Origin of the sequence: Paraburkholderia sp. GAS448 (assembly GCF_050435685.1) — a bacterium.
In the GTDB taxonomy this organism is placed as follows: domain Bacteria; phylum Pseudomonadota; class Gammaproteobacteria; order Burkholderiales; family Burkholderiaceae; genus Paraburkholderia.
This window is the reverse complement of record NZ_JBNDKT010000016.1, coordinates 99204-121114: the sequence shown is the minus strand read 5'-3', so window position 1 is coordinate 121114 and position 21911 is coordinate 99204. Positions and strand designations below refer to the sequence as shown.

The following is a 21911-nucleotide window of genomic DNA, read 5'->3' as shown; positions in this document are numbered from 1 at the left end:
GCCATACTCCTGGCGGTACCGGTTGCCGACTGTCGAACCGTCCGTCGTTTGCCCCAAGTACTTCCGCACTGTCCGTATAACGAAGCGATCGGGCGCCAAGTCCCTCGCCCGTCACTGCGCCGGATACGGCGAGATCGACGCCGAGCACCGCGGTCCTATGCACCGCCGCGCGCTGGCCGATCAACGCCCGCGCGACGACTGCCCTGCCGCCAGAACGACAAATGATCGCTCAAGGCGACGCGTACCTTGTTCACCCCCCGATTGCGGACAAAGCGAGGATTGCCGCACTGCACCAGGTTGCCCAGGCCGCGTTCGGCTGGGCGGACGCGTAGCTCCACGGGTTCGAGGCGGAAAGGCCGCCTCCCGGCGCCGCACCACGCGGGAATCCCGTCACCAGGTGTGAGCGGCAAGCCTCGAAACCGGACGACGAGCGACGCGAAATCGATGGAACCGCGCGGCTACCTGGCAACCAGGGCGGCCAACAGGTGGGAACGACGAACCGTAAGTGGGCGCGCCTCGTGCGTTGGAATGCTCGGGCCCGGCCGTCAATACCCGCAGTCGTTGCGCCACAGCAGCGTCGCCGGGCTCAGAACCGCAACCGATACGACGTACGCGGCGAGCCGCATAGTCGCCGGCATCGCCCGCCTGATGAAGATAGTCCAGGCCTGCTTCCGCCAGCCACAGCCACGTCGGTCGGCTTCAGCCCAACTCAAAAGAGTCTTTCCTGGCTACCCTGTGGGCCCTCTCCGCCCTCAACGACCAGTTTTGCGTCCAGCAAGAACGCGATGATGTTCCGCCGTGGAGCGTGGACTCTTCGTGAGAGCGCGGAAACAAAGTCGTCAACGGTCCCATACGGGTGGCAGTCGTCAAACGACTCGAGCAGCCACTGAACGAGGTCCACCGGCACGCGCAACCCCGCCTGCGTCGAAAGGACGCGCAGCTGGCTTGCCGGCAGCGTAGCGTGAGGCCGCCAGACGAGGCCGGACTCATTGGTGGCCGGGCGAGTTCGAACGACCCGGTAGTGGGGTTCGTCGCCGTTCCGCTCTACAAGGAATCCTCGTTGGACCAGTGCCGAGAGGAACTGGTGGACAGCGATGCCGTCTGCGCTCGGAAATGGGCGGTCAAGAAGATAGCGGTTCTTCAGCCATCCGGAGACGTCGGCGACGGAAAACATGTTCTCACCGACACCGGAATGGACCTTCTGCACAAAACGGCTGAAAACGTCAGCCTGCCACACGCGCCGGTCCACGCCGAACGTCTGCTCGCCGCGGACCTCAATATCGACGTACGCAGGCCACTGGTCGCACGGCAGGTCCATTTCCTTTTCGAGCACCTCGAGCTTTTCGGTGACCGCGAGTTGCCGGAAGCACGTGCTGTCTGCGAATGACAAAGCGGGGTTCCATGGTGAAGGCGCGCTCGCTTCGAATGCTTGCGCTCGCGGGGCTTCAGGTTCCGCCGCCTGAAAGTGGCTGCCATTGTGCCTACCGGTCGCAAGGGAATGCGCCGGATGGAAAACCCAGCGCTTGTTGGCCAGGGAATGCAGCAGCGACTGGCGCAGGTCGCTAAAACCATGGACGTCCGCCGGCGGCGGCAGCTCTACCTCGAGCGTGGGCAGCTGCAGGGCGCGCAGGCGCGCCGGTGTAGTGGTCCTGGGCAGGCCCGGGACTGAGAGCTCAATGAGCAACTGCCCTTCGCCCGTCTCGGCGAGAAAGTCGACCGGTACATGGCCCACCTCCAGGTCGCAGGCGGAGTCGGACCACTGGGCGAGGGACGCGGATAACCTCTTGGCATCGACTGGCTGCCCTGCGAGCGGGGCCTTGATGAAGCGGCTCTCTGTCAGTACACGCTGCGCGGCGGCGCGCAAGGCGTAGTGAGCGGCAAGCCGGCAAGAGGTCCGCTGCGCGTGCACGAAGTAAGGAAAGCCATTCTCGGGGGTCTTCCGATGCAGTTGCTTGCCACATGCCACACAGAGGTACGTGGAACGACTCGTTGTGGACAGGTCACTGGCCGCGGCGATATTGCCCGCCTCATCCTTCACGAAGACAATGTGCGCAGCTTTGGCCATGGGCGTCCCAGTCTGTTGGCACAATTCGCTTTTAACCTATTCAAGGAAAAACCGCCTGGAAATTGGGCATCTTGCGTTGTAAATACGAGACGGAGCGCCACCTGTCGCGGCTCGCGGGCGGGCAGCGGCAAGCATGCGGTTGAGCCCGCCACGCCGATGCCCGATTCAGGAGGCTTTTATGGTTACCAACGTCAGTAGAAAACGCTACCCGCTTGTCGTCGCGCTGCAAAAGCAGGGCGCGGTACGTCTTTTCGAGCGCGTTGACGCCGCGATGAAAGACGGCGAAAAGCGGAAGCCGGCAACCGTGACCTATCGCGGAAAGCTGCGCGTAAGCGGCGTCAAACGTGTCGTGAAGGCGACAGCCTCGTGAAGTCGCCGTGGCAACCGTGCCCGTTTAAAGGAAGCTGCTCGCAATGAGCGGCTTTTTACGTGAGGCCGAATTTCAGGGAAACGGTACCGGAATTTCGCGCCTGTTTTTTCCGAATTCTGAGACGCCCCCTTGATAGGTCGTCAGCCTATCTCTTCAATGCCTATCGCTCGACATCGCTACTGCGTGTCCTTTAGCGATGCGCCGAGCGCGGTTTGTCCAGCCTGCGCGTCGGCCAGCCTTTGGTTGATCGAACGTGACAATCGGCCAGCGTGTGACCGGCCGCCGGTTCACCCGGACCTGGCGGCTGGCCAGTTCATCAAGTACAGCGTTGAGAACGAAGTCGACCGTGGGCGTCGGGTCGGAGTCGTAGTCCGCCGAACGGACATCGACCTTCAGCAGCGTCGCGATTCTTAACGGCACCCGTCTGGTACGGTTGGTGAAGACACGAACCGTTACTCCGCGGCGATCGCCGCACACATCTACAATCGCTGCCGGAAACCGTCGTCCGCGAAGTGTGACAACCGGGACTTCGAAAGAGAAAAACATGGACCGCCCTCCCAGGGAAGTGGAAGGATTGCGGCGTCGTGAATCTCGGGAAGGGCGCTGCGCCTTGGCGCCTCGGGCAGACAGAGCCTCATCGGCGCGCTCCGCTACGCGTCCGTGCTGCGAAGCTCCGTGCGTTGCAGTTAAACCTTAAAGTTGTAACAAACGACAGATGCCGGCGACGCTTGCTGCATTGCTCGACCTTGACTCGACTGCCGGAATGAGGAAATTAACTATCGTTAGCGGCTAGCTGGTCACGGTCGAACTCAGTCCGATGGCCGAAGTCTACAACACGCCCACTGCGCGCCGCGGTGATGCCTTGGCGTACCGCCCAGTATCCCCCCAGACGTCTGCCCTCAGCCGCCGCTGCCGGGCCACGGCCGACCGCATGTTCCACTGGTCGCCGTGCTTCACCTCGTTCGGTTTTCCGGCACACTACGGGCTTCTTGATCAGCCTCACACGCCATGCCTCGTTCGTTCAAGCCTACCGCCGAACAGCGCGCCGTCGTCGATTCGGTTCTCGGCGGCGACGACCTGAAGGTCAAAGCGTATGCCGGCGCGGGTAAAACGTCGACCCTACGGCTGATTGCCGATCATCTCACCGGCAGGCGCGGCAGCTATCTCGCCTTCAACAAGGAAATTGCCGGGCACGCCCGTCGCGGCTTTCCTCCCAACGTCAGCGCGCGCACGGTGCATTCGCTCGCGTATGCGTCCGTCGCTCCCGCCCTGACCGCGCGCGTGAGTCTCCCGGCCGAGCCGCCGCAGGAACTGGCTGCCCGCTATGGGCTCGGGCCGGTACAGGTGCCTACCGTCACCGGAAAAACCGTCGAAGTCACGCCGTTCGAAATCGGCCGGATGATTGCCGACGGCCTGGGTATGTTTTGCCGCTCGGCGCGGTTGCGGCCGGAGGCATCCCACATCCCCGTCGACGAAAAGATCGATGAAAAGGCGGCCGACTGGCTGCGCGAATCGTTGCTTCACTGCGTCGCGCGTCTGTGGAATGAAAGCACTGATCCACGCGGGCGCACGGCCATTGCGCCAGACGTCTATCTGAAAGTATGGGCGCAGACAGAACCGCGTATCGATGCGGACTTTATTCTGTTCGACGAGGCGCAGGACAGCGATGGCGTCATGCTCTCGGTCCTCGGCCGCCAGCGCCACGCGCAGATTATCTACGTCGGCGATCCCTACCAGCAGATCTATGAGTGGCGCGGCGCGATCAATGCAATGGCTCAGATCGACGCGCCCGAGCGCGCGCTAACCGAATCTTTCCGCTTCGGACCAACGTTCGCTGCGCTCGCCAGTCGCATTCTCGGTCTCCTTGGCGAGGGTACGCCCATTCGCGGCCAGGACACGATAGGTTCGATCATGGTGGAGGACCCGACTATCTCACCGCCTGTCGACGCCATTTTGTGTCGCAAGAACGTGACGGCGATCTGGCAGTTGGCCGCAGGCGTCGAAGCGGGTCATAAGGCGGCGATCCGGATGAATCCTGCTGAGATCGTGGCGTTCGCCGACGGTGCCGACCAGTTGATGGACGGCAGGCGGGCGTTTCGGCCGGCAGCATTTTCGTTGTTCGAAACGTGGAAGGACGCTCAGTCGTTTGCCCAGAGCGCGGTCGGTCGCGACCTGCTACCGATCGTGCGGATCGTCGACGAGTGTGGCACCGCCTATCTGCGGGCGCTGGCGCAGCGAGTGACGCCCGAGGCACGCGCCGACTACGTTATCTCGACCGTGCACCGCGCGAAGGGGCTTGAATGGAAACGGGTGAAGGTAGCCAATGATTTTCGCTTTAAGACCGTTGACGGGCGCCTGACGCTGGACGAGGACGAACTGCGCCTGCTTTACGTGGCTGTCACGCGCGCACAGCATGTGCTGGACATCTCCGAGCTGCGCGAGGAGCTTTTACGGCTGTTTAGCTCGCGTCTTTGACAGTACGTACCAGCGACTGTGCGGGTTCGAATTTACGGATCGGGTCCATTCCTCTGCAATTTGCCAGCGAATTGGCTGCTTGCCCAGCACCAACTAGTTCAACAACACCCATCCGGTTCCGAATCAAGTCAAACTGGTCTGGAGTCGAAGCTGAAAAGATTGCCGACCGGATTGCGAGTGCAGGACGCGGCGCGGCCAACCTCACGAAGCAGGTATTGGGTTGAAAATGGACTTTCGAGATAGAACGCGTGTCGCTTTCGGTCGCGTGGAAGCGTATGCCAAGAATCACCTTCGCGTCGCGCCGGTCGTTGGCACTACGATCAGATTGTCGTTGGAAGAATCAGCCGGCGCGCGATCCTCTTCGTCCCCGCTTCGGCGGATCGCGGACGGTGCGACACTGGACATGGAGGACCTGCGACGACTTCTGCCGTCTCTCAGTTCAGTCACGTGGAAATTTGTCGTCGCTGCTGGCCGTTACGAACTGACGACGATTGCAGACCAGATCCAGGTGAAGCTGTATATGGACTTCGATCGCGATCTAACGGAGTTCGAGGTCGAAGGAAAACTGCGCGGCACAGGCGCCCGGCTTGTCGTTCAGCTCGAATACGACGGGTAACGCACGCTCCACCATCGCCCGTCGGTCTCGTTTCGCTCCAGCTGATAGGGACAGGATTAGTTAGCCAGGGGGCGCCATACGCCATCTTTCAACTCCACCCCCCATCGTGCCTGCGCGACGCCACCGAAATTTGTCGCAATTTGCGTAAACGGCTTTTGGACGTCCGGTTGCTTCGCCCATGACGGTGCGTCGTCTCCGGCGTAGGTGTAATAGACGCTGGCAGAAGAATAGCCTCCAACGGTAACACTCCTGGCCCGTCCCGCTCAACTAAATCTAAAGTCTCGTCACGGCGAAGAAGCCCTCGCTCTACATGTTGCGCATCGAACCGCTGAATATCGAGCCACTTATCTGGCGGTCGCGTTCAGATTGAAGGCAAAGCCAGTCTCGCCGCGCCTCACCATGTGATTCACGTCGCGTTTAGATGGTCAGCCGCACATCTCCACGAGATTGACTTAGGCGGCCGTCTCCACGGAAACCTCAAACAGGTTAATACCGGGCTTCAGGAAGACTTACTCGACGAGCTATCTCGGTAACTGCAACCGAAGTCGGAGCGGCATTTCGCTACCAGTAGATATCGGCAATGGCTGGAAACACCGAATAATCGCCGAGCGTATTGAGGCCATCGATGAGCCTGGGTTATGCGAGAGTGTTAGCCGGCGAGCGCGCCTGACTTCAGGAGGACGTTGGTGGTCCAGGCCAGGCCGCGCTCATTGCGTGCATCCAGGGTGACTCAACCTCGGACGAAGCGAGAAGGTATTTTGACTGGACTGGGCGTCGACTACGACCCCGGGCGCTTTGACCGACAGGCGGCAAATGCTGCGCCACTGAGGAAGGCGTGGAACGGATGGAACACTCGATAGCGGACAGCAAGGCGGCCTCCCGCATCAGCATGGAGAATTACGCCGAGAGGCTAAGGCTCGCCCAGAAGCGTCTTAATGCAGCAGAAGATGATGCAGAAGACCCGGATGCTTATTTCCGCGCCAATGCCGACTATCACAGCCTGTTGCTCGAAATAGGTGGGAACAGCCGACTTCCGGCCATTCTCGACCATTTGTATACAACGTTCTTTCGGGCCCAAGCGCGGGAACTGATGAGTCACGCCAGCGTGCGCCAACGATGATCACCGGCGAATTACGGATGCTATTCTGCGCGGCGATACAGGATTGGCTGAACTACTGATGCGCTCCCATATCCAGCGAACGGCCTACCTCCTCGCTCAACGCGCGCAAAAATCGTAGCGTATCTTGCTCGAGTGCTGCGGGCACCATTGAAGCCGCTATATCGGCCACGCGGCACTTCGACCCAACGCGGTCAACACGCTGCTTTCGCGTTGCGAGCCACAAAGTACCTCTGCCTGCATATTCGGTTTATGCGGTTTGGTGATTATGAACAGGAAGGCGTCTCGCCCAGGTATCGGAACATTCGATGCAGCTATCCTTCCTTCCCGTGATTCCGTCCTGCCTCATATGAGGCAGGTGCCGCAGCATCGCGACATTGAATCCTGCACTCTCGGATCGTTCCGGTCTCGAACCTTCCCAATTCAAGAGCTAAATCTCCTTCTCGGACTGTAGTCGGGTAAATTCGTGATTCGCGCTTGGGGGTGCGGCAGAAATCATGGACTACCTGGAGGTAGTCCATGTACTCGTACGAAGACCGCATCCGAGCGGTCAAGCTCTACATAAGACTTGGAAAGCGTCTTACAGCGACCGTTCGTCAATTGGGTTATCCGACAACAAAAGCTCTCGAACGTTGGTATCGCGCATACGAACTATCGCAAGATTTGCCTGCGGGTTATATTTGCTCAAAGCCGAAATACTCGGCCGAACAAAAAAAAGCTGCTACGGATCACTATCTGAGCCATGGTCAATGTCTTGCTGCCACCGTGAAAGCACTGGGATATCCGGGGCGCGGAACACTCGCGGCCTGGCTTGATGAACTGCGCCCTGAAACCAGGAAGCGCATTGTCGGCAAAGCAGGCGGCGTATCGCAGTCTCCCGAGTTGAAGCAGGCGGCAGTCATCGAGTTGTGCACTCGAGAGGAAAGTGCGCAAGTGATTGCTCGAAAGATAGGCGTGAGCAGGCCGACGTTATACAACTGGAAAAACAAGCTACTCGGTCGTGAGGTTCCGGCATCCATGAAACGCCACAACGATTCGCCGCAAGCCCCTGAGCGGGCAGAGCTGGAGCGGCAGGTCGAATCGCTTCGACGCGACATCCGGCAATTGCAGCTCGAACACGACATTTTGAAGAAGGCCAATGAACTGTTAAAAGAAGGCCTGGGCCTCGACCCGCAACTCCTGACCAATCGGGAGAAGACGTTGCTGGTTGATGCCCTGAGACAAACCTACGCGCTGTCAGAACTCTTTGCCAGACTAGCCCTTGCCCGCAGCTCATACTTTTATCACCGGGCAAGGCTACGGGTCTCTGACAAGTTTGCTGACGTGCGTCGCGCCATCACGAGCATCTTCGAGCTCAATCATCGTTGCTACGGCTATCGTCGGATTCGGGCGGCTCTTGGGCGGCAGCAGGTCTTCATCTCGGAGAAAGTCGTGCGGCGTTTGATGAAGCAGGAACGCCTGGCCGTTGCCATGACGAGGCGGCGTCGCTACGGCTCCTACCTGGGAGAAATCAGCCCTGCGCCGGAGAACCTCATCAACCGAGACTTCCAGGCGGCAGCCCCGAATGAGAAGTGGCTCACCGACATTACGGAGTTCCAGATCCCGGCTGGCAAGGTATATCTGTCGCCCGTCATCGACTGCTTCGATGGACTGGTCATCAGCTGGTCAATAGGCACGCGTCCGGATGCCGAGCTTGTGAACACCATGCTGGATGCAGCCATCGAGAAGGTGGCCAATCGCAACGACCGGCCTGTCGTCCACTCTGATCGCGGCGCCCATTATCGCTGGCCGGGGTGGCTCTCACGTATCCGCGACGCGAAGCTGATTCGCTCGATGTCGCGCAAAGGGTGTTCGCCTGACAATGCAGCCTGCGAAGGCTTCTTCGGGCGGCTGAAAACGGAACTGTTCTATCCTCGGGACTGGCAGGCTACAACCATTGACCAATTCATTGAGGTAGTTGATTCCTACATCCGCTGGTATAACGAAAAGCGGATCAAAATCTCGCTCGGCTCACTCAGTCCCCTTGAATATCGTGAGAGCCTTGGGCTTGCAGCATAAACATAAACGAGTCCAGGATTTCTGCCGCACCCCCCTTTTGAACGGCCTATTTGTCTGAAACATCAGATAAATGCGCAAATGAAAATTCACTGATCCAACAATTTCTTCAAAAGACGACTCAGCGCGTTCGATTCCGTGTCGGAAAGCAACGCTAGCCGCCGGTTCGCTACCATCATCAGGATCGGGGCGCCGCGTTCCGCCATCTCGCGTCCCGGCTCCGTCAGCGCCAGTCTCAGTGCACGGCGGTCGTCGAGGCGTCGGTAGCGGCGTAGTAGCTCTTTTTTTTCGAGCCCGTCGAGTACGCGCGTTATCTGCCCGGTGTCGATGTCGAGCAACTTCGCGAGCGCTCCGGGCGAATTAGCGCGTTCATGGGCGAGCTCAAGCAGGATTCGCATCTGCCTGGCATCGACACCGAATTGCCTGAGCGCGTCGTTAGCTTCCGCGGTGAGGATCTTGCGAGCGCGGTTCAGCGCCAGCAGCAGGCGCCGAGTCGACGCGAAGTCGTAGGTGATTTTGCTGTCCATCGTGCTCTTTGCTTCGCTGGTCCAATCACCGCTCTATTGCGCGACGGTTGACGCCATGCCTGCCGGTGTCGTGCCCGCCGCCAATCCCCGACAGAATTTGCGAAGCAATCAGCCGCGCGACGGCTCTAGTTGCGGCCAGCGGCGGTTCGCACAGACTTCTGATGATCAACCCTGTCACGGTCGAGTGAATAAATGTTGCCGCGAGGTATGGGTCCAGCTCGGCACTCAGCTGGTTGTGAGCGATGGCTGCCCTCAGGGCGCGTGCCATCTGGTGCTCGGCGCAGCGCCAGATGGCATGCAAGCGACTCCAGATCCATTCGGTTTCAGCGGACATCTCGCAGTGCATCAGCATGATCGAGTAAAAGCTCCGCGAGGGACCGGCGGATAGCACCGTGGCCAGAAGCCTGGCCAGCCTTCTTTCCAGGTGCCCGAGCGGATCGCGCTCCCCCTCGGTCCACGACATGACAAACGGGTCGTCCGCCAGCGAAGCATCCTCGAACAAGGCTTCGAGCAACGCCATCTTGTCCTTGAAGTGCCAGTAGACCGCGCCACGAGTGACGCCCGCCAGATCGGCAATTTCAGCGAGAGAGGCGCGCGACACACCACGCGCGACAAAGACTTGTTCTGCGGCCTTCAATATTTGCGCTCGCGTTTCAAGCGCTTCTCTCCTAGTGCGCTTCATTGCCCACCGTCATCAGGAATCGGCTACCGCATCGGCGCTCTCGACATGACGTAGCTTGCGCGTGACTTCATCGAGCTTGTCGCCGAGCAGGCGCCGCACCGTCACATAGAACATCGGAATCAGCAAGAGACCGAAGAACGTGGCAAACAACATGCCACCGATCACGCCAGTGCCGATCTCATGACGGGACGCGGCACCGGCCCCGCTGGACAGCACAAGCGGCACCACGCCGACGATGAAAGCCATCGATGTCATCAGAATGGGCCTGAAACGCTGCTTCGCCGCATCCATGACCGCCTCGAAAAGCGTCATGCCCCGCGCCTGCCCGTCGATGGCGAACTCGACGATCAGAATCGCGTTTTTTGCGGCAAGCCCGATCACCGTGACCATGCCGATCTTGAAGTAGATATCGTTGGGCATCTTGAACAGATGGCAGAACACCGACATTCCCAGCAGGCCCAGCGGCACGGTCAACAGCACCGCAACGGGGATGGACCAGCTTTCATAAAGCGCCGCCAGACAAAGGAACACCACCACAATCGACAACGCCATCAACGCCATCGCCGAATTCCCTGCCAGGATTTCCTGGTAGGACTGCCCGGTCCAGTCCGAGGCAAAGCCTGCCGGCAACGACTTGTCGACCGTGTTGTCGAGGATCCGCATCGCCTGGCCGGTGGAGTATCCTGGCGCCGGCATGCCCACGATCTCGACTGCCGAATAGCCGTTGTAGCGCGAGAGCGCCTGCGGGCCGACATCCCACTTTGCCTTCACCACACTCGAGAGCGGCACCATGTTGTACGGACTGATGGCGCTGTTGCTCACCGATGGATTGACGGGGCGCAACGCACCGCCCGGCGATGTTCCCGCACCGCTCACGCCGGCAGTGCCGCCGCTGGAACCAGACGACGTCCCCGTCACGCCGCTCGGCGTGTAGATGTGCCCCAGGGAGTCGAGTCCCATCCGGAATGGCGCATCAGCCTGGAGGAAAACGCGCTTCACACGTCCGTCGTACGTGAATTCATTCACGTAGACGGGCGCCAGATCCATTTGAATGCTGTTATAGACATCAGGCAACGACAGACCCATCGATTGCGCCTGAACCCGGTCCACGGCCAGTTGAAGCTGTGGTGCCTCCGGGAGCGAGTTGGGCCGAATGCCAAAAAGCTTCGGGTTTTGGCCCGCCTCCGCCAGCAACTTGCCCTCCGCCTGCGTGAGCTCGGCCCTCGATTGGCCATTGCGCGCCTGCAGGTACATATCGACGCCGGCAAACTGGCTCAGTCCACGTATGGTGGGCAGATTGACGATGAAGATCCTCGCGCCGTCGACGCCGTGCAATATCTTGTTGGCCTGCGGGATCAACTGCATCGCGCTTTGCGAACGTTTGCTCCAATCGGTGAGCTTGATGTACGCCATGCCGACGTTTTCGCTTTGGCCGACGAAGCTGAAGCCTTCGAATGCCAGGACGCCATCGATATCCTTGCCGATCGGGCTCTTCTTGAGCCTGCCGCCGATTTCGTCCATGACCTCTTGTGTACGCGACAGCGTCGCGCCGGAAGGCAGATTGACAATCGCCAGCATGAAGCCCTGGTCCTCATCGGGGACGAACGCCGTCGGCAGGCGCGTGTAAAAAACGCCGGCTAATACGGAAAGGGTGACGAACAGAATCATCCAGCGCGGCGTGCGTCGGACAATCCGGCCGACGCTGCCCACATATAAGCTGCCGAACCGGTCGAACCCGCGGTTGAACCATTGAAAGACGACGTTCGAGCTTGCATGATGCGAAGGCTTGAGGAACGCAGCACACAGCGATGGCGTGAAGGACAACGCGAGGAATGCCGAGAACACCATCGATACGGCGATGGTCAACGCGAACTGCGAATAGATCATGCCGGTCGCGCCCGGCTGCAGCGCGGACGGTACGAACACCGCAGCGAGCACCACCGTAATCGCGACGATCGCCCCCGAGATCTGGCCCATGGCCTTACGCGTGGCCGCTCTCGGACTGAGACCTTCCTCGCGCATGAGGCGCTCCACGTTCTCGATCACGACGATCGCATCGTCCACCACGATGCCGATGGCGAGAACCATCCCGAACAGGTCGAGCTGGTTCAGCGAGAAGTGCATCGCCGCCAGGCCGATAAACGTGCCGAGCAACGCGACCGGAATGACGAGCGTCGGAATGATGGTGGCCCGGACGTTCTGCAGGAAGAGCAGCATCACGAAGAACACGACAATGATCGCCTCAACGAGCGTATGCACGACGTCGGTGATCGAGGCCGTGATGAACGGCGTCGTATCGTACGGAACGGTCCATGTGACGCCGGGAGGGAAATCGCGAGACAGTGTCGCCATTTCGGCTTTGACGGCCTTGGCCACGTCGAGCGCATTCGCACCTGGCAGCAGGTAGACGGCGAGGCTGCCCGCAACCTTGCCGTTGTACGCGGCGGAGGTGCCGTAGCTTTGCGCCCCGAAGCTGATGCGCGCGACGTCGCTCAGGCGAACCACGCTGCCATCAGTATTCGTCCGCAGGATGATGTCGCGAAACTGCTGCTGCGAGGAAAACAACCTATCGCCCGATACCGTTGCCGTGAAGACCTGGCCATTGACCGCCGGATCCGCGCCGACCGAACCCGTGGCGAACTCGGCGTTCTGAGCCTGGACGGCGCTCATCACTTGCGAAGTCGAAAGACCGTAGCCTTGCAGCTTGTCGGGATTGAGCCAGATCCGCAAAGCGTATTCCGAGCCCAGCATGAAAGTATTGCCCACACCGCTGATACGGCCAACGACGGGCTGTATCCGCGAGGCAATGATGTCGCTCAAGCGCGCCGTATCGACGGCAGGGTTGCTCGATTGCAAGCTGACGGCCATCAGAATGTCGGGACTCGCCTTCGCCACGACGATGCCCTCCTGCGTCACCTCGGACGGCAGCAGCGGCTGCGCGAGCGCCACCTTGTTCTGCACCTGCACTTGTGCAATGTCCGCGTTGGTTCCAGGCGCAAAGGTCAGCGTGACGGTTGCCGTCCCGTTGCCATTGGATGTCGAGCTGAAGTACAGCAGGTTATCAATGCCGGTCAGCTGCTGCTCGATCACCTGCGTGACCGTTGATTCCATCGTCGAGGCACTTGCGCCTGGATAGGTCGCCGTTACGGTCACCTGGGGTGGAGCAATGTCCGGATAAGAATCAACCCCGAGGTGCTGCAGCGAGATCGCACCGAACAAACAGATCAGAATGGGAATCACCCAGGCAAAGACAGGCCGATCGATAAAGAAACGTGACATGAGATACCCCTACGATTTACTGCCGGAACGATGGCCGCTCGGTGACGAAGCCGGGCCGGACTGTGACAACCTCGTGTTTTGGTCGGTACCTCGCCAGGGTGTGGTTTTGGCGAGCATCCCCTCACGTACGCCCTGTACACCTGCGACGATCACTCGATCGCCGGGCGCCAGCCCCCCTGTCACAATCCAGTCGCTACGGTAGCTATCGTTGGCATCGACATCCTTGCGGACCACCTTGCCGTCGGCGCCCACCACCATCGCGTAGGAACCGACCGTGTCGCGCTGTATGGCTTGTTGGGGCACCAGGTAGACATCGTTACGCTGGCCAAGGTCAACATTGAGCGATACGTACATTCCCGGCAGCAGTTGATGCTGCGGGTTGGGTATCTGCGCGCGCAGGCTGACGGCACCGGTAGTCGAGTTCACGGAAACATCAGTGAAATCCAGCGTGCCGAGCTGGTCGTATGGCGTGCCATTGGGCAGCATGATCTGGACGGTGGTCTTGTTTTGCGCGGCGAGCGCAACATCACCTTTGCTCTGGGCCTGCTTCAGCGTGATCAGATCGGCGGCGCTGATCGTGAAGTTCACATAGAGCGGATCGACCTGTTCGACCGTGGCAAGCAATGTCCCTCCGGAACCCGCATCGGTCGTGCCGTTCCCGACAACGGCGCCGCCGGTCACCTGCTGCTGACCGGCAATGCCGGTAATGGGCGAGGTCACCTTCGTATAGCCGAGACTCACGCGCGCGCCTTCGACGGCGGCTTCGTCTGCCTTGACCTTGGCAGCGGCACTGCGAAGAGCCGCGTCGGCATCGTCCACCGTTTGTTGCGATACGGAGCCGATCGGCAACAGCTCGTGATAACGCTCGGCAGTAGTGCGATCGTTGACGAAGGTCGCCTGGTCCTGGGCGAGCGTGGCAAGATCGTTGTCGAGCACCGTCTGGTAGTAGGTGGGATCGATCTGGAACAGCGCTTGTCCTGCCTTGACTTCACTGCCCTCCGTGTAGAGGCGCTTCGTCAGCACGCCCGAAACCCGCGCTGTGACATTAGCGCTGTAATAGGCCGACAGGCGTCCGACGAAGCTGTGATTCAGCGGTACGTTGCTGGGTTCGGCTTCCATGACGCCGACCTGCGGCGCCGGCGGCGCCGGCGGTGGATCGTTTTTGCCGCAGCCGAACAACGAGAGAAGGCCGATGGAGACAATGGATAGGCGTGAGCGTAGAAGTAGTGACATTATCGAAACCGTGTGAGCAAGATCGAGGAACGGGAACAGCGCGCAAGCTTGCCGGGCATGCTGTCAGCGGCTGCTCCTGGAAGAAGTGGCGACGTCGGCAGGAGCCTCCTTTGCTTCGTCCCATCGCCATCCTCCACCCAGGCTTTTGATCAGGGTTACGCTGCTTAACGTCAGCGACGCCCGCGTGTCCGCGAGGTTCTGTTGCGCCAGCAGCAACGTGAGTTGCTGAGTCAAAAGACTTTGTTCGCTTGCGGAGCCGTACTGGAACTGCGCTTGCTCACTCTCGAAGAGCCGCTTGTTGCGCTGATAGATATCGGCGAACGCACGTTCCTGTTGTCCAAGATGATTCCAGGAGGACAGGCTGTCCTCAACGCTTTCAAATGCGGACAACACCGCCTGGCGATACGCCGCCACCGATTCGTCATACGTCGCACGAGCTTCGTGCACGGCCGCTGTCCGGGCGCCCCCGTCAAAAATCGTCCCCGCCAGCTCGGGCCCAAGCGTCCAGAAGCGGTTTGGCACAGAGAAGAGATTGGCGAGCGAGCTATGCTGGAATCCGCCTTGTGCCGACAGTGTCAGGTTCGGGAAGAAAGCCGCCGTGGCCACGCCGATCCCCGCGTTCGCCGATGCCGCCGTGCGCTCGGCGCTCACGACGTCATAACGCCGTTCGAGCAATTGCGAAGGCAATGAAAGTGGCACGACTGGGGCGACGAACGCATAGTGCGGTTCGGACGCTATCGAAAACTTGCCGGGCGGCACGCCGGTTAGGACCGCGATGGCATGCTCATACTGTTCGCGTGACGTTTGCGTCGACTGGAGGTCGGCGACGATGACCTCGAGCGTGTCCTGCGCGGCCAGCACGCTGTCGTTCGACGACTCGCCTTGTGCGTAACTCGCCCGCGTCATATCCAGAATGCGGGTGTCGATCCGCTGTTGTTGCTCGAGCAGGTCGATATCCACGTCCGCCCGGCGAAGTTCGAAGTAATCGGTCACGACGCTTGCGGCAATCGACAGACGCTGCCCAGCCAGTTGCGCGTCGCTAGCCTGCGCACTCGCCTTGCTCGATTCGATCTCGCGGCGGATTTGCCCCCATAGATCGAGCTCCCAGCTCGCGGCGACATCCGCAGTGACGGTGTTGTGCACTCCGGAATTCAAAGCGCTGCCATTTACCGCGCCTGCGCCAGAACCCGCTCCCGCACGCGACCCTGAGATACCGGCCGAGATCGTCGGAAAGAGGCTCGCGGTATTGGCGACCACGGTGGCCTGCGCCAACCGGTACGCCGCCTCCGCTTGCGCGATCGATTGATTGGCCACGAGCGCCTCGTCCACCAGGTGCGTCAGCGTATCGTCGTGATAGTCGCGCCACCACGTGCTCGAAAGCGTTGCCTGCGGGTCAGCCTGTGCCCGTTGCCATTCGACGCTGCCCTCCTTGAAGCTTGGGGGGATATCGATCGTCGGCTTGAGGTAGTCCGGCCCCACCGCGCAACCCGCGGTCATTAGCGTCGCGGCAACCGTGCAACCGCAAAGCACGACACGCCGGAAAGCGCGCCAGCGGCATCGCGGCGCGCCATCGCGCAAGCTGCAAAGAACGTTCATGTTTAGCCTATTGGTAAGGGTCGCCCGAAGGGCGAGTTGGCGCAACCAGCGAGTCCGGGAACGACAACGATGCCCGGCATGCCTTCATTGGCCGTTATGACCGATGCAAACCCGAGCCGCGAGGACGTGTCACGCACGCTCGCCGACGAGCGAACCCGCCTTCACTGTCATGAGTTTTCAAGCGACAGGATCGTCTGTTCGCAGGTGGAAGTAAAATAGATTGAATTGACGGATCGATCAGTTAATCTGATCGTGTAGGGCAACATAGATCTTCGCCATCTACGCCATTTCGTTGCCGTGGCAGAAGAGAAGCTTTTTGGACGCGCCGCAAATCGCTTCCAAATCGTGCAGCCCGCGTTGAGCACGCAGATTCCTTCGATGGAGGGGGACCTGCAAGCCGAGCGATTCATCCTTCCCGTGTCCGAGAAAGACGAGGACGAATCCACGGCGCTGGTGTGCGGCAGCAGATCTCTTCGATCAAATCCGGCACGCGTTGACTGAGGACGAGATCGATTGCGATACGTCCGAAAACTGCTGGGTATGGAGTGCGATCAACGGCGTCAAGTAGTACGTCCCGAAGCTTGTCGGCGCGTGAATGCGAAGACGCCCAGATGGCAGCGCGGCGGGATCCGCGACTTCGGATTCGGCCGTCTCGACCTTATCCATAATTTTTTCGTAACGCCTACTATATAGCCGATCCCGGCCCGGTCGGCGCCATGCGCCGCGTCATCCAGTTTATGAGTTGGGCTTTTCAGATGCCAGGGTGAAAGCGTTGCAACGCGCAGCCGGGCCTTGGCGACGCGTCACGAAACAAGAATGCGGCGCAACCTCGCCTTGATCGAAGAGTGACTGCCTCAAGGCAGTACGTTCTCCTGGGCGAAACTGGCATAGCTATTCTTGATACGCATCAACAGATTTTGGAACAACTTGAGCTCTTCGCGCGACAGACCCGAGAGCACCTTCTTCAGCCTTTTCTCGTTCGACTCGATCGCGCGCTCAATGACTTCCTTGCCCTTCGGCGTGAGTGTAGCGAGCAACCGCCGCCGGTCTTCCTGATCGCCCACTGAGCGCACCAGCCCGTCCTGTTCCAGTGCGAACATCATTGCGGAGACGGCTGCCCGCGTGACCTGCAGCGTCGCGATGATCTCCTGATGCGGGACCAGGCGGTCCCCGGCTCCCCAAAGTAATGCAAGCACCTGAAATCTCGCTGGCGAACCTGCCGTCCCTTCCAGCCATACGTTCATCACATTAGTGACCTGTTGTGTCGTCGCTTTCAGTGCGAACACTGTTTCCAGTCGCTCGACGGCAGCCGCCGGAAATCGGCGAAGGTATGCGTCGCGCAGATACGGCGGGGGGAAAATCATTTCGTCTGCGGAATGTGTCTTGTCCAAAGCTGCTCACCTCTCGATCTGCCTATCAGGCACAAAACAGTATCGTACCTGACAAAGCACCGCTCAAATTAGTATGAATAAAAACTATATATCTACGATATTGTCAATCGCTTGACAAATGTATTTGCGAAAAATAGGATGTGTGCCTAGACGGTCGTATTCGCGGCTTGCGGTGGGCGCAAGCCGGTTTCCCGTTCAGGAGTTGCAAACATGACCGACGTACAGACGCGGGAGGACGTTCAGGCGCAAGCTACGCGCGCACCTCGCATCCGCAAGCACAAGATCGTTGTCGCGGCGATAGCCGGTGGCATTCTGGCCGCTGGTGGCATCGCGTACTCTTTCATGAGCGGCAACAAGGTTTCAACTGACGACGCCTACACCGACGGGCGGGCCATTACCGTCGCTCCCCACGTAGCTGGCTATGTCGCTGCGCTCAATGTGGCCGACAATCAGTTCGTCCATCAAGGGCAGGTCCTCATTCAGGTTCAATGCACCGACTACATGGCGGCGCGCGCGCATGCGCAAGGCGATCTCGAATCGACTGAAGGACAACTGGCCTCGGCGCAATCGGAACTAGAGCTCGCCAAGATCAGTTATCCCGCACGGTTTGATGAAGCGCAGGCAACGCTCGCCACGCAGCGCGCCAACCTTTTCAAGGCGCAGTCGGAATTCCTTCGTCAGCACGAGATCCCCAAAGAAGCCACGACATCGCACGATGTCGACTACGCCACTGCTGAACGAAACGCGGCTGACGGGCAGCTAGCGGTGGCTCAGGCAGCGAAGCGCATCGCTGAGCCTGTCAGCCTGAACATCGCCGACGCCAAGGCACATGTCGAGCAACTCCAAGGGGCGCTCAAGCGCGCCCAGGCCGACCTCGACGGGGCAAATCTCAACGTGGGCTGGTGTGACGTCAGGGCGCCGCAAGACGGATGGGTCACCAAGCGGCAAGTGGAGAAAGGGGACTACGTGCAGGTGGGACAACAATTGTTCTCCATCGTCAGCCCCGAGGTTTGGGTCACGGCGAACTTCAAAGAAACCGAACTCACGCACATGCGTCCGGGGCAACAAGTATCGATTGCCGTCGATGCGTATTCCAATCTGAAGCTGAAGGGGCATGTCGATAGCATACAGCTCGGTTCAGGCGGCAAGTTCACTGCGTTCCCAGCCGAAAACGCCACGGGCAATTTCGTCAAGATCGTTCAGCGGGTCCCGGTCAAGATCGTGATCGACTCCGGTACGGATCCAAACCGGCCCCTTCCTCTTAATCTTTCGGTCGAGCCGACAGTTGAGTTGCGATGAACACGATAGCCGAAGCCCAAGCCGCGGCCTGGAAGCCGCGCGCCAATCCCTGGTTGATCGCGGTCGTCGTGACGATTGCCGCGTTCATGGAAATCCTCGATACGACCATCGTCAATGTCGCCTTGCCTCATATCGCGGGCAGTCTGTCGATCAGCTCCGACGACGCCACATGGGCGCTCACGTCATATCTGGTCGCCAACGGAATCGTGCTCACCATCTCGGGATGGTTAGGATCAGTGTTCGGGAGAAAGCGATACTTCCTCATTTGTATCGCAATGTTCACGGTTTGCTCGCTGCTATGTGGTCTTGCACAGAGCTTGCCGCAACTGATCGTGTTCCGGCTGCTGCAAGGTTTTTTCGGGGGCGGCTTGCAACCGAATCAGCAAGCGATTGTGCTGGACTCATTCGAGCCCGAAAAACGCGGGGCAGCCTTCGCGATCACGGCAATTGCAACCATTGTGGCTCCCGTGCTCGGCCCGGTCCTTGGCGGCTACATCACGGACCACGCCTCGTGGCGTTGGATATTTTTCATCAATATTCCGGTAGGCATTTTTGCATGCTTTGCCGTCGGCGCTCTCGTGGAAGATCCCCCTTGGGCAGTCAAGCAGAGGCGATCAGTCGACTACGTAGGCTTGTCGTTAATCACGCTCGGGCTGGGCTGCATGCAGGTCATGATGGACCGTGGCGAAGACGAGGGGTGGTTTGGGTCACCTTTGATCGTTCGATTGACAATCCTTTCGGGTCTCGGGATCGCAGGCGCCATCATCTGGTTATTGAGCGTAAAGAAGCCGGTCGTCGATCTCCGCGTGTTCAAGGATCGCAACTTCGCAATCAGTTCGATCCTGATCATCGGCATGAGCGTCATCCTCTATGGGACGTCGGTGCTCATACCGCAGTTCGCCCAGCAGACGTTGGGGTATACCGCGACGTGGGCCGGACTGGTTCTCGCGCCTGGAGGCGTCGCGATCATGCTGCTCATTCCGCCGGTCGGCCGCCTGATGAAAGTGGTGCAATTGCGCTATGTGATTGCGATGGGTTTTGGAATCATGATGCTCGCGCTTTGGTATAGCAATACGATCGTGCCTTCGATCGATTTCCGCACGCTTGCGATGATGCGTTGCATCCAAAGCGCTGCATTGGGATTTTTGTTCGTCCCGATCAGTATCATGTCTTTTCACAGCCTGCCCAAATCGCTAAGTGCCGACGCGGCGGCACTGTTCGTGATGTTCCGCAACGTGTCCGGTTCGATCGGCATTTCGGTCTCCACTGCGCTCGTCACGGAGCGTACGCAGGCTCGCCAGGCTCATTTGTCGGCCTGGTTGACGCCACTCAATAAGTCTTTCAATGAACTCGTCGCCCAAAACGAGGCGACACTCCGTTCTCTTGGCTGGGCCGCAAGCAGATTACATAGCGAAGCGGTCTCGCTCGTGTTTGGTAACCTCCAGCTTCAATCTGCCGTGCTGGCGTACGCCGACGTTTTCATCTACGGCGCTGTCGTTGCTGCCGCAATGATTCCGCTGGCAACGCTGCTTTCGCCAGTCAAAGATAGCGGCCGCCAGTCTACGCCGATGCATTGATGGCATTTCCCACTATCGAGAGTCGACGTCATGAATCTCCTTAAGCTTCAAATCGCCGCGGCCGTCGTGCTGCTAACCGGATGTACTGTGGGACCCAACTTTATTCGGCCGGAAGCCCAGCTGCCGACGAACTGGTGCGCGTCGGCATGTCAAGCGAACGACGCCGGCCAGAGTCGCGTGACCTCGCAGCCTGTCACTTCGGCCTGGTGGACCTCGTTCAACGATCCAGAATTGCTAAACCTGGAGAATGCTGTTGCTGGTGCCAACCTTGATCTCAAGGTTGCATCACTCAGGCTTGCCGAGAGCCGCGCGGCGCGCACCGTCACGGCGGCGGACCGGTATCCTTCCGTCGAGGCCAATGCCGGCGTCACCCGCGAACGCACGAGTGCCAATGGCGTTTTGAGTTCCGCGGGTACGCTGGCTCAAACGCCCAATCCGGCTACGGCTGCAAACGGAAATAACGGGCTGACGGTAACCCCCAATCAGGGTAGTAATGCGTCCCCCTTTAACGTCTTCCAGGTGGGTTTTGACTCGTCGTGGGAACTGGACCTCTGGGGCCGGGTGAGGCGAGAAGTCGAAGCTGCCGACGCATCCGTCGAGATTCAGGCCGATGCGCGTCGCGACCTGTTGCTGTCGACCATGGCCGAAGTCGCACGCGACTATATCCAGCTACGCGGCATTCAATCCGACTACACCATCACGCTCGAGAACCTGAACGCCGCCAAAGACATTGAAAGAGTCACACGCGAGCGGAATGCTCACGGACTCGCGACCGAGTTGGATATCGCTCAAGCAGCGTCCCAAGTATCGAGAGAGGCCGCTCTTGTGCCTCAACTGAAACAGCAGGAGGAAGAGACCATCAATCGCCTTAGTTTCCTGCTTGGCGAAGCCCCTGGTGCGCTGCGGGCTGAGCTTGAATCCAGCAAGCCGGTGCCACCAACACCACCGGTGGTCCCTATCGGCATCCCGTCAGAACTGGCGCAGCGCCGGCCGGACATTCGAGAGGCGGAGGCAACACTGCATCAGGCAACCGCGGAAGTTGGCGTCGCAACGGCAGACTTCTATCCGAGAATCACCCTCTCGGGCAGTGCCAGTCTGCAGGCACTCCAGTTCAGTCAACTGGGAGATTGGGCGTCTCATCAGTTTGCAATCGGTCCATCGATTACTGTGCCGATCTTTGAGGGTGGGCGATTGAAGGGTACGCTCAACCTTCGCAAATTGCAGCAGCAGGAAGCAGCAGTGACTTACCAGAGGGTCGTGCTATCTGCGTGGCACGAGATCGACAACGCCCTGACGCAATATTCATCGCAACAGCTCCGCCGCGACCAACTGGAAGCAGCCGTCAAGGACGATCAAAGGGCACTCCGCCTGGCTCAGGCGCAATACGTTGCCGGTACAGGCCCATTCCTTCAGGTGCTCGATGCACAGCGGAACCTCCTTTCGGGGCAACAGGATCTGAGCGATAACATCACCGGCATCTCCACGACGCTGGCCTCACTTTACAAGGCACTTGGCGGCGGGTGGGAATCGACTTATCCCGAAGCGGCTTCTGCGAACGTGCAATAGCAGCACGTTCGCGAATAATGCGGACATGGCAAGCCCCCTGATGTCACGAACGAGAAAGCCGGA

At 59.8% G+C, this 21911-nt stretch carries 19 protein-coding genes; 11 read left to right on the top strand and 8 right to left on the bottom strand.

The genetic code is table 11. The annotated features are described in order from the left end of the window. Positions 1-709: 709 nt before the first annotated feature. The gene (locus P3T23_RS26735) at positions 710-2065 is read right to left on the bottom strand and encodes a hypothetical protein (protein ID WP_429319106.1); all 1356 of its coding nucleotides are present in this window, start codon (positions 2063-2065) and stop codon (positions 710-712) included. 178 nt (positions 2066-2243) lie between these two features. On the opposite strand from P3T23_RS26735, the gene P3T23_RS26730 reads away from it, so the two are divergent. The 7 genes from P3T23_RS26730 to P3T23_RS26700 all read left to right on the top strand — a co-directional run bounded on the left by P3T23_RS26730 (position 2244) and on the right by P3T23_RS26700 (position 8701). After that, entirely contained in the window at positions 2244-2435 is a 192-nt protein-coding gene (locus tag P3T23_RS26730; protein WP_429319105.1) for a hypothetical protein, read from the top strand. Positions 2436-3443: 1008 nt separating this feature from the next. Next, a complete protein-coding gene (locus P3T23_RS26725) occupies positions 3444-4910 on the top strand; it encodes a UvrD-helicase domain-containing protein (RefSeq protein ID WP_429319104.1) in 1467 nt (488 codons plus the stop codon). A 403-nt stretch (positions 4911-5313) separates the two neighbouring features. Then, the gene (locus P3T23_RS26720; RefSeq protein WP_429319103.1) at positions 5314-5526 is read left to right on the top strand and encodes a hypothetical protein; all 213 of its coding nucleotides are present in this window, start codon (positions 5314-5316) and stop codon (positions 5524-5526) included. 332 nt (positions 5527-5858) lie between these two features. Continuing rightward, the gene (locus tag P3T23_RS26715; protein WP_429319172.1) at positions 5859-6059 is read left to right on the top strand and encodes an IS1096 element passenger TnpR family protein; all 201 of its coding nucleotides are present in this window, start codon (positions 5859-5861) and stop codon (positions 6057-6059) included. 311 nt (positions 6060-6370) lie between these two features. Next, on the top strand, positions 6371-6646 hold the full coding sequence (locus tag P3T23_RS26710; protein ID WP_429319102.1) for an FCD domain-containing protein: 276 nt from the start codon (positions 6371-6373) through the stop codon (positions 6644-6646). Between the two features lie 10 nt (positions 6647-6656). Beyond that, positions 6657-6764 (top strand): hypothetical protein, encoded by a 108-nt coding sequence (locus tag P3T23_RS26705; protein WP_429319171.1) that lies wholly within the window; start codon positions 6657-6659, stop codon positions 6762-6764. Positions 6765-7162: 398 nt separating this feature from the next. Next, positions 7163-8701 carry an IS3 family transposase gene (locus P3T23_RS26700; protein WP_429319101.1) on the top strand — a complete coding sequence of 513 codons (1539 nt, stop codon included), beginning with the start codon at positions 7163-7165 and terminating at the stop codon, positions 8699-8701. Between the two features lie 86 nt (positions 8702-8787). Here the strand turns inward: P3T23_RS26700 and P3T23_RS26695 are convergent, their stop codons facing one another. From P3T23_RS26695 to P3T23_RS26675, 5 genes are all read right to left on the bottom strand, one after another. Then, complete coding sequence (locus P3T23_RS26695) at positions 8788-9225, bottom strand: MarR family winged helix-turn-helix transcriptional regulator (RefSeq protein WP_429319100.1); 438 nt, start codon at positions 9223-9225, stop codon at positions 8788-8790. A gap of 25 nt (positions 9226-9250) precedes the next feature. Further along, on the bottom strand, positions 9251-9907 hold the full coding sequence (locus tag P3T23_RS26690) for a TetR family transcriptional regulator (protein WP_429319099.1): 657 nt from the start codon (positions 9905-9907) through the stop codon (positions 9251-9253). Between the two features lie 12 nt (positions 9908-9919). Then, entirely contained in the window at positions 9920-13186 is a 3267-nt protein-coding gene (locus tag P3T23_RS26685; RefSeq protein WP_429319098.1) for an efflux RND transporter permease subunit, read from the bottom strand. 9 nt (positions 13187-13195) lie between these two features. Beyond that, entirely contained in the window at positions 13196-14365 is a 1170-nt protein-coding gene (locus P3T23_RS26680) for an efflux RND transporter periplasmic adaptor subunit (RefSeq protein ID WP_429319097.1), read from the bottom strand. A gap of 117 nt (positions 14366-14482) precedes the next feature. Beyond that, a complete protein-coding gene (locus P3T23_RS26675) occupies positions 14483-16015 on the bottom strand; it encodes an efflux transporter outer membrane subunit (RefSeq protein ID WP_429319096.1) in 1533 nt (510 codons plus the stop codon). Positions 16016-16279: 264 nt separating this feature from the next. Between P3T23_RS26675 and P3T23_RS26670 the strand changes: the two genes are divergently transcribed. Continuing rightward, positions 16280-16516 (top strand): LysR family transcriptional regulator, encoded by a 237-nt coding sequence (locus P3T23_RS26670; RefSeq protein ID WP_429319170.1) that lies wholly within the window; start codon positions 16280-16282, stop codon positions 16514-16516. Here P3T23_RS26670 and P3T23_RS26665 read toward each other — a convergent pair. Together P3T23_RS26665 and P3T23_RS26660 are read right to left on the bottom strand one after the other, a co-directional pair. Continuing rightward, entirely contained in the window at positions 16493-16681 is a 189-nt protein-coding gene (locus tag P3T23_RS26665; RefSeq protein WP_429319095.1) for a hypothetical protein, read from the bottom strand. The genes P3T23_RS26670 and P3T23_RS26665 overlap by 24 nt on opposite strands. Before the next feature lie 188 nt (positions 16682-16869). Continuing rightward, positions 16870-17301, bottom strand: coding sequence for a MarR family winged helix-turn-helix transcriptional regulator (locus tag P3T23_RS26660; RefSeq protein ID WP_429319094.1), 432 nt, complete (start codon positions 17299-17301; stop codon positions 16870-16872). 315 nt (positions 17302-17616) lie between these two features. On the opposite strand from P3T23_RS26660, the gene P3T23_RS26655 reads away from it, so the two are divergent. The 3 genes from P3T23_RS26655 to P3T23_RS26645 are packed head-to-tail and all read left to right on the top strand — an operon-like array spanning position 17617 to position 21848. Next, positions 17617-18705: an HlyD family secretion protein gene (locus P3T23_RS26655; RefSeq protein ID WP_429319093.1), complete on the top strand. Its 1089-nt coding sequence runs from the start codon at positions 17617-17619 to the stop codon at positions 18703-18705. After that, positions 18702-20282 (top strand): DHA2 family efflux MFS transporter permease subunit, encoded by a 1581-nt coding sequence (locus tag P3T23_RS26650; protein WP_429319092.1) that lies wholly within the window; start codon positions 18702-18704, stop codon positions 20280-20282. The genes P3T23_RS26655 and P3T23_RS26650 overlap by 4 nt, the downstream gene beginning before the upstream one ends. A 30-nt stretch (positions 20283-20312) precedes the next feature. Beyond that, a complete protein-coding gene (locus P3T23_RS26645) occupies positions 20313-21848 on the top strand; it encodes an efflux transporter outer membrane subunit (protein WP_429319091.1) in 1536 nt (511 codons plus the stop codon). Positions 21849-21911 lie beyond the last annotated feature (63 nt).

Bases quoted from the DNA above. Each gene is read 5' to 3' on its own strand.
- P3T23_RS26735 (WP_429319106.1), bottom strand. From the start codon at position 2,065: ATGGCCAAAGCTGCGCACATTGTCTTCGTGAAGGATGAGGCGGGCAAT.
- P3T23_RS26730 (WP_429319105.1), top strand. From the start codon at position 2,244: ATGGTTACCAACGTCAGTAGAAAACGCTACCCGCTTGTCGTCGCGCTG.
- P3T23_RS26725 (WP_429319104.1), top strand. From the start codon at position 3,444: ATGCCTCGTTCGTTCAAGCCTACCGCCGAACAGCGCGCCGTCGTCGAT.
- P3T23_RS26720 (WP_429319103.1), top strand. From the start codon at position 5,314: ATGGAGGACCTGCGACGACTTCTGCCGTCTCTCAGTTCAGTCACGTGG.
- P3T23_RS26710 (WP_429319102.1), top strand. From the start codon at position 6,371: ATGGAACACTCGATAGCGGACAGCAAGGCGGCCTCCCGCATCAGCATG.
- P3T23_RS26700 (WP_429319101.1), top strand. From the start codon at position 7,163: ATGTACTCGTACGAAGACCGCATCCGAGCGGTCAAGCTCTACATAAGA.
- P3T23_RS26695 (WP_429319100.1), bottom strand. From the start codon at position 9,225: ATGGACAGCAAAATCACCTACGACTTCGCGTCGACTCGGCGCCTGCTG.
- P3T23_RS26690 (WP_429319099.1), bottom strand. From the start codon at position 9,907: ATGAAGCGCACTAGGAGAGAAGCGCTTGAAACGCGAGCGCAAATATTG.
- P3T23_RS26685 (WP_429319098.1), bottom strand. From the start codon at position 13,186: ATGTCACGTTTCTTTATCGATCGGCCTGTCTTTGCCTGGGTGATTCCC.
- P3T23_RS26675 (WP_429319096.1), bottom strand. From the start codon at position 16,015: ATGAACGTTCTTTGCAGCTTGCGCGATGGCGCGCCGCGATGCCGCTGG.
- P3T23_RS26665 (WP_429319095.1), bottom strand. From the start codon at position 16,681: ATGGATAAGGTCGAGACGGCCGAATCCGAAGTCGCGGATCCCGCCGCG.
- P3T23_RS26655 (WP_429319093.1), top strand. From the start codon at position 17,617: ATGACCGACGTACAGACGCGGGAGGACGTTCAGGCGCAAGCTACGCGC.
- P3T23_RS26650 (WP_429319092.1), top strand. From the start codon at position 18,702: ATGAACACGATAGCCGAAGCCCAAGCCGCGGCCTGGAAGCCGCGCGCC.
- P3T23_RS26645 (WP_429319091.1), top strand. From the start codon at position 20,313: ATGAATCTCCTTAAGCTTCAAATCGCCGCGGCCGTCGTGCTGCTAACC.